Origin of the sequence: Micromonospora sp. KC606 (assembly GCF_004348675.1) — a bacterium.
Classification (GTDB): domain Bacteria; phylum Actinomycetota; class Actinomycetes; order Mycobacteriales; family Micromonosporaceae; genus Micromonospora.
The window spans coordinates 1-6,988 of the sequence record NZ_SMKN01000272.1; the positions used below are offsets into that span (position 1 = coordinate 1).

The window sequence follows — 6,988 nt, forward strand, 5'->3', positions numbered from 1 at the left end:
GGTCCGGGCGACCAGGGCGAGGGTTGGCCCGGAGCGGGCGGGCATCGGCAGCCTCCGGTGCAGGTGGTCTTCGTCGAGGTGCGCCCCGGCGTCGTGCGTCCCGGCTACCTGGTCGGCATCCGGGCCAGTTGCGACGACAACTCCGCCCCGGCGACCGTCGTCTCCGACGCCTTCGGCCGGGTCCAGGCGCACCCGCAGTACGGGCAGCTGACCGCCTCGGCCATGGTGCGGGAACGGACCCGCCCCGGCAACTACCCCGTGAAGCTGGAGTGCCGCGACGGGGGCACCGCCTCGACGATGCTCCAGGTGGTCAAGCACGTCAAGCACAGCCCTGGCCCGCACACCGGCTTCGGCGGGACTGCCGGTGGCCTCGATCTGGGCGGCCTGCTGGTGCCCGGGGGCCTGGCCCTGACCATCGTCGGGGCGACCGTGGGCGTCGTTGCGGCCCGCCGGCCGCGCGGCACCGGAGGCATCGCGGCCCACCGACCGCCGGGTACGGCCCGGAGCTGAGGCCGCCGTGGCTCCGCCGCACTCCGCCACACCGGCCCCGGGCCGTGCCCTCCGGCCGGCCCGCAGCCCGTGGTCCACGCCGCTGGCGGTGCTGCTGGTGCTGGTCGGCGTCTTCGCCACCGGCGCCGGGCTGGGGCGCACCGCCGGGCCGTTCGAATGGGCGGCCGGCTCTGGTGGCCCGGCGGGTGCCGACCGGCGGGCACCCGCCGGGTTGTCGGCGAGTCGGCCGGTCAGCCTGGTGGTCCCCGCGATCCGGGTGGACGCGCCGGTGGCCCCGGTCGGGCAGGCGAAGGACGGGTCGATCGGCGTGCCGCCGCTGAGCCGGCACCACGAGACCGGCTGGTACGACCGTGGTCCCACCCCGGGCGAGCCAGGCCGGGCGATCATCGTCGGCCACGTGGACTCGAAGGGTGGTCCGGCTGTCTTCTACGACCTGCGCAGGCTCCGGCCGGGCGACGAGATCCAGGTGACCCGGGACGACCGGCGGGTGGCCGTGTTCCGGGTCGACTCGGTGGAACACTTCGACAAGTCCCACCTGCCGGCCGAGCGGGTCTACGGCGACGACGGCCCGCCGGCGCTGCGGCTGATCACCTGCGGCGGCGCCTGGGTGGGCGGCGACACCGGCTACCGGGACAACGTCATCGCCTTCGCCTCGCTGGTCGAGACCCGCGACACCTGAGCCGCCGCCCGGCTCAGCCCTCGCCGGTGACCTGCTGCACGACCTCGAACTCCAGCAGGGTCGCGCCCGAGGCGACCGGCCGGCGCTGCTCGCCGCCGGCGTGCGCGGCCCGGGCCGGCCCGGAGGCCCACGCCTGGTACGCCTCCTCGCTCTCCCACTTCGTGTAGACGAAGTACCGGTTCTCCCCGGCGATCGGGCGGAGCAGCTCGAAGCCGAGGAAGCCGGGGGAGTTCTCCACCGCGCCGGCCCGGGCGGCGAACCGCTTCTCGAGTTCCTCGCCCGCGCCGGACGGGACGTCGATCGCGTTGATCTTCACGACTGCCATGGCTCCACCCTAGCCAGAACCCCGGGCCCGGGACGCAGCGTCCGACGGTGTGTCTGCCTCGACAGGTCCGTGGTTGCGCCGTGATCACCTGCGTCGTGCATGACACGATCACGGGCGAACGTTCATGCGTCCTCTCCTACCGACCGATTGACCCGTACTCCTCTGCTGCCAACGCCTGCCCGCGATCCAGCGGCTACTCGCTGGCCGAACGGTTGGGGAGACGGCGGCCAGGGCAGCGTGAGCCTTCGCCATCCGGGTTGATCCTCACGACCCGATGGCTCCAACCTGGTCGTGGTGTGGGGTTGCGTGGAGGTCAGCGGACGGCGTCGTTGAGGCGGGTGGCGAGGGCGCGGATGCGGGTGATGAGTTCGGGCGGTTCGTGCACGGTGAGGGGGAGGTCGAACAGGCCGAGGTAGACCGCCAGTTCGTCGAGGGAGTTCGATCCGGTGTGCAGCAGGCAGTTCTGCGGGTCGACGGCCTCGATGACGCCGACGCTCGACAGGATGCGCTCCGCGGCCGTCTCGGCGGGTACGTGCAGGGTGACGCGTGCCTGGTAACGGTAGGCCGCGGTCGAGACCCCGCGCGACAGGTACGCGGCGAGGTCGGGGTCGGGCGCCGCGCGTGGGGTGAACCGGGGACCCGTCGGGATGCGGGGCGCCAGTCGGTCGATCCGGTACGTGCGCCAGTCGGCGCGGTCGATGTCCCAGCCGATGAGGTACCAGCGTCGGCCGGTGTGGACGAGCCGGTGGGGCTCGGTCGTGCGGATCGACGTGGTGCCGTCGTGGCTGCGGTAGTCGAAGCGCAGCCGGTGGTGGTCGCGGCATGCCGCCGCGACGGCGGTCAGGGTGTCGGGGTCGACGGTCGGGCCGGTGGCGGGCACGGTCACGGTGACCGAGTGCAGCAGGTTCACCCGGTGCCGGAGTCGCGACGGGAGGACCTGTTCGAGCTTGGTGAGCGCGCGTACCGAACTTTCCTCGATGCCGGCCACCGCGCCACTCGCGGCGGAGCGCAGCCCGATGGCGACGGCGATCGCCTCCTCGTCGTCGAGCAGCAGCGGCGGGAGGTTCGCGCCGGCACCGAGCCGGTAGCCGGCGACGCCCGGGGTGGCATGCACCGGATAGCCGAGGGTCCGCAGCTTGTCGACGTCGCGTCGGACGGTGCGCACGTCGACTTCGAGGCGTTCGGCCAGGTCCGAGCCGGTCCAGTCGCGCGGAGTCTGCAGCAGGGAAAGCAGGCGAAGCAGGCGTGCCGAGGTTTCCAACATGCCGCCGAAGTCTGGCAGCCAGCTAGGACAAAAGCTGTCCTCTTCGGCTCCTAGGTTGAGGTCATGAACGAAGACATCACCCCGTTCCGCGTCGAGATCCCCCAGGAGCAGCTCGACGACCTGCGCGACCGGCTCGCCCGGACCCGCTGGACCGCCGCGCTGCCCGGTGATGACTGGGGCACCGGTGTCCCCACCGGCTGGCTGCGTGAGCTGGTCGACCACTGGCGTGACGGGTACGACTGGCGTGCGGCGGAGGCGCGGCTCAACGAGTTCCCGCAGTTCACCACCATGATCGACGGTCAGCGGATCCACTTCGTGCACGTCCGCTCGCCGGAGCCGGACGCGTTCCCCCTGGTCCTGACGCACGGCTGGCCCGGTTCGGTGGTGGAGTTCCTCGACGTGATCGGACCGTTGACCGACCCGCGCAACCACGGTGGTGACCCCACCGACGCGTTCCACGTGATCATCCCGTCGCTGCCAGGATTCGGGTTCTCCGGGCCGACCACAGATGCCGGGTGGGACACCGACCGCGTCGCCCGAGCATGGGCCGAGCTGATGCGCCGGCTGGGCTACCAGCGATACGGGGCGCAGGGCGGCGACATCGGCGCCGCGGTCAGCCCGCAACTTGGCCGGGTCGCGCCGGACCGCGTCGCCGGCGTCCACGTCAACGGCGGCCCCGGCCCGCTGCCGCCGCTGCCGCTGTCCGACGAGGAACTGGCCAGCCTGTCCGAGCTCGAACGCGACCGGATCAACCGGATCGAGGCGTTCATGCAGGAGGAGTTCGGCTACATCGCCATCCAGTCCACCCGGCCGCAGTCGCTCGCGTACGGCCTGACCGACTCGCCCGTCGGTCAGCTCGCCTGGATGATGGACAGGTTCCGCGAGTGGACCCATCCGCGCGACGTCCTGCCGGACAAGATCATCGACCGGGATCTGCTCCTGACCAACGCGACAATCTACTGGCTGACCGGTACCGCCGGCTCGTCGGCGTACGTCGGCTACGCCCAGGAATCCGCTTGGGGCGCCACCCAACCGAACTCGGGCGTACCCACCGCCGCGATCGTCTTCGCCCACGACGTCGGCATCCGCCGCTACGCCGAGCAGGAGAACAACATCACCCGCTGGGTCGACGTCGACCGCGGCGGCCACTTCGCCGCACTGGAGGAACCCGAGACGCTGACCGCCGACATCCGCGAATTCTTCCGGAGCCTCCGCCGATGACAACCGGTTAGGGCAGGCGCCGTGCTGGCCCGGACCCGTCCGGTCCGGGCCGGTACGGCGTGTGTTCCTCGGTCCTCGGCCGGGCGGTGCCGGCACCGACATCGCCAGGAATTCCACGACGACAGCGGGAGATGTGCTCGGGTGACCAACCGTTCCACCGCCGTAACGCGGCTGTCCTGGTCCGACGTGTGTGGCCGGCGGCTTGATCGGCACCGCCGGGGGGAGGACACGAGTGCTGTCGCTACCTTGGCGGCTGCGCGGATCGCTGCTGATCGTCGGCCCGCCCGGCTCGGGCAAGCGCCGTGATCATCCCTGACCCGTACCGGCTCGCCCCCGAACCGGACTCAACCTGGACATTCAAGATCTGGGTTGGCGGGCCACGCCGAGCGGTTCCGGCTGGGGTTGGTGACCGAGCCATAGCAGGATCGCCTCGGATTGTCGGCGTACCTGTAACTTCGCATAGATGTTGCTCAGGTTGTTTCGGACGGTCTTGCCGGTCAACCGGAGGTGACCGGCTATCTCGGTGATCGTGTGGCCGGTGGCGAGCAGCTCCATGATCTGCCGCTCGCGGGGGGTGATGGTGCTGGAGTGGATGGGGGCTGGTGCCGCGGCAACGGGCTGCATGTGTCTCAGCAACGTGGTTGCTGCGGCTGGGCTGAGGAAGCTCTCTCCGTTGGCGGTGGCGATTACCGCGCCCCTCAGGCAGAACTCCGGTGTCTGGGTGAGGACGAGGTAGCCGGTAGCGCCATGATCGAAGGCGGTGATCACGTCCTCCTGGTCGAAGCTGCGGGCGGCGACCAGCACCGCTGGCATGCTTGCGCCGAATGTCCGGTGCAGCTCCCTGACGTCGGCGGCTGGGCGATGGCCGTAGCACACAACGACGTCGTCGAAGGGGCGCGCCACGGACAGGTCGCCCGTCACTCGCGGGTGTAGCGGGCTCAGGCTGGGAGGTTGGGCGCCGTCGTGGCTGACTAGAGCAACTGAGAGTGACGGCATGACCTCCGTATCCTCGATGGCCGAAACGGACCATGCCCGACCATGGCCGGTGGTACTCATTTCCCGGGATCCATGCCGAATGACTCCTTCCAGCCATGCCGCCTGTGCCGCCCTGGGACCGGCCGAGTATCGGCTGTGCTGGCAGTCTGTGTCCACAACGCCTCACCAAAGCGCCAATGTAGTTATCAACACAGCCGGACGGTTGAACCGGAAGCATGCTTCGTCCGTACTACACGTGGACCCCAGTCAGGTCCACAGTATGTGCAGTCCTGTCAGGAATGGATCAGGTCAGGGCTTGCGTGCCCCCGCGCGGAGTCCGTCCATGACAAGGTCCAGTAGCCAGGTGAGGCGCGGTTGCCAATCCGTGCGGTTGTCGAGGTGCCAGAGGCCGGCGACGGCGAGGAAAAGCTGGTCCGCGGTGACTCCGGGTTCGATGGTGCCGGCCTGTTCGTTGGCGCGGAGCAGCAGTTCGGCCGCGGCCGTCACCGGGGCGTGTGCCGGTTTGCCCGGGCTTCCTGGTGCGCTGGTGGCCTGACGCATCGCCTCCGCGAGGCCAGCCTTGGTGACGGCGAACCGGGCGAGATGGTCCATCCACTCCCGTAGAGCCTGATCCGGCGGGCGTGTCTTCAGCAGTTCGGCGGCGCGGTCGGCGACCTGGTGCATCTCGTGGCGATAGATCTCCAGTACCAGTGTCTCCCGGTCGGGGAAGTGGCGGTAGAACGTGCCCTGTCCCACGCCGGCCTTCCTCGCGATCACGCTCAACGGAGCGTCCGCCGAGCGGGTGAGCTCCGCCACGGCCACTTCCAGGATGCGGCTGCGGTTGCGTTTCGCGTCCGAGCGCAGCGGTGCGTCCTTCTGCTCCGGCACCCCTTCTCCCTCCCGAACCGACGGCCGAACCGACCTTGCTAAGCGGACACCTGTCCGCTACGTTGGTCGACGGAGTGGACAAGTGTCCGCTTGAGTCCACCATACCCTGCGGTGAGGAAGCGCATTCCATGAAGACCACCGGCAACACAATCCTGATCACCGGCGGCACCTCCGGTATCGGCCACGGCCTGGCCCTGCGCCTGCACGAGGCCGGCAACACCGTGATCGTCGCCGGCCGGCGCGAGGAACTGCTTGACAAGATCACCACCGAGCACCCGGGTATCGAGTCCCTCGTCCTGGACGTCACCGACCCCGCCTCGATCGCCGGCGCCGCCCACACCCTGGCGTCCACGCATCCGCAGCTCAACGTTCTGGTCAACAACGCGGGCATCATGCAGCGGGAGAACCTGCTCGATCCGGGCTGCCTGGCGATCGCGGAGGAGCACGTCACCACCAACCTGCTCGGCACGATTCGGATGACGTACGCGTTCCTGCCCCTGCTGGCCGCCCGGGAGGATGCGGTCGTCATGAACGTCACCTCCGGTCTGGCGTTCGTGCCGCTGCCGATCACCCCGACCTACAGCGCGACCAAGGCGGCGCTGCACTCGTTCACCGAGAGCCTGCGCGTCCAGCTCGCCGACACGCCTGTCCAGGTCATTGAAGTGGCTCCGCCGGCGGTCCGGACAACCCTTCTCGGCCAGCAGGACAGCGAGTACGCCATGCCGCTGGACGAGTTCCTCACCGAGACCGTGACCCTGCTGCACGCCCAGCCCGACGCCAAGGAAATCGTCGTCGAGCGTGCCAGGTCCATCCGCCATGCCGAGGCCACCGGCGCCTACGACCAGACCCTGGCCATGCTCAGCGGCTTCGGAGCCTGATCCGACCGTGGCCCAGCGCAGCGCCACCAGTTCGAGCCTGGTAGACACCTCGGCTGGGCAGGTGCGCACAGGAACGAGCGGTGACGGGGTGGTGTCCGAATCCCGCGCGCCGCCCCGCGTTGGTCAGTTGCTCACTGAGGGGAGACCCGGTGTCCGGGTTCATCGCGATCGTGTTCGGGGTAGCCGGTCTGATCCACCTGTACCTGTGGTACCGGCTGGTGCGTGGCACCACCCGGCCCGGCCGGTGG

General features: G+C 70.0%; 8 protein-coding genes. 4 read left to right on the forward strand and 4 right to left on the reverse strand.

The features are described 5' to 3' along the window. Together E1193_RS28845 and E1193_RS28850 are read left to right on the forward strand one after the other, a co-directional pair. Nucleotides 1-510 (forward strand): hypothetical protein (locus tag E1193_RS28845; RefSeq protein ID WP_132186325.1); only part of this gene is annotated, 510 nt, incomplete at its 5' end. Between the two features lie 7 nt (nt 511-517). After that, complete coding sequence (locus E1193_RS28850; protein WP_132186326.1) at nt 518-1,189, forward strand: class F sortase; 672 nt, start codon at nt 518-520, stop codon at nt 1,187-1,189. 13 nt (nt 1,190-1,202) lie between these two features. Here the strand turns inward: E1193_RS28850 and E1193_RS28855 are convergent, their stop codons facing one another. Both E1193_RS28855 and E1193_RS28860 read right to left on the reverse strand, forming a co-directional pair. After that, entirely contained in the window at nt 1,203-1,514 is a 312-nt protein-coding gene (locus tag E1193_RS28855; RefSeq protein ID WP_132186327.1) for an antibiotic biosynthesis monooxygenase, read from the reverse strand. 313 nt (nt 1,515-1,827) lie between these two features. Next, nucleotides 1,828-2,778 (reverse strand): YafY family protein, encoded by a 951-nt coding sequence (locus tag E1193_RS28860; protein WP_132186328.1) that lies wholly within the window; start codon nt 2,776-2,778, stop codon nt 1,828-1,830. Nucleotides 2,779-2,841: 63 nt separating this feature from the next. Between E1193_RS28860 and E1193_RS28865 the strand changes: the two genes are divergently transcribed. Then, nucleotides 2,842-3,999, forward strand: coding sequence for an epoxide hydrolase family protein (locus E1193_RS28865; RefSeq protein WP_132186329.1), 1,158 nt, complete (start codon nt 2,842-2,844; stop codon nt 3,997-3,999). A 357-nt stretch (nt 4,000-4,356) separates the two neighbouring features. On the opposite strand, the gene E1193_RS28870 is transcribed toward E1193_RS28865, so the two are convergent. Then, a complete protein-coding gene (locus E1193_RS28870) occupies nt 4,357-4,920 on the reverse strand; it encodes a response regulator transcription factor (protein WP_207922909.1) in 564 nt (187 codons plus the stop codon). Nucleotides 4,921-5,283: 363 nt separating this feature from the next. After that, nucleotides 5,284-5,862, reverse strand: coding sequence for a TetR/AcrR family transcriptional regulator (locus E1193_RS28875; protein WP_132186330.1), 579 nt, complete (start codon nt 5,860-5,862; stop codon nt 5,284-5,286). A 128-nt stretch (nt 5,863-5,990) separates the two neighbouring features. Here E1193_RS28875 and E1193_RS28880 point away from each other — a divergent pair, with 128 nt between their 5' ends. Further along, a complete protein-coding gene (locus E1193_RS28880; protein ID WP_132186331.1) occupies nt 5,991-6,740 on the forward strand; it encodes an SDR family NAD(P)-dependent oxidoreductase in 750 nt (249 codons plus the stop codon). Nucleotides 6,741-6,988 lie beyond the last annotated feature (248 nt).

Excerpts from the sequence above, each read along its gene's own strand:
- E1193_RS28880 (WP_132186331.1), top strand. The coding sequence starts at position 5,991 with ATGAAGACCACCGGCAACACAATCCTGATCACCGGCGGCACCTCCGGT.
- E1193_RS28865 (WP_132186329.1), top strand. The coding sequence starts at position 2,842 with ATGAACGAAGACATCACCCCGTTCCGCGTCGAGATCCCCCAGGAGCAG.
- E1193_RS28860 (WP_132186328.1), bottom strand. The coding sequence starts at position 2,778 with ATGTTGGAAACCTCGGCACGCCTGCTTCGCCTGCTTTCCCTGCTGCAG.
- E1193_RS28855 (WP_132186327.1), bottom strand. The coding sequence starts at position 1,514 with ATGGCAGTCGTGAAGATCAACGCGATCGACGTCCCGTCCGGCGCGGGC.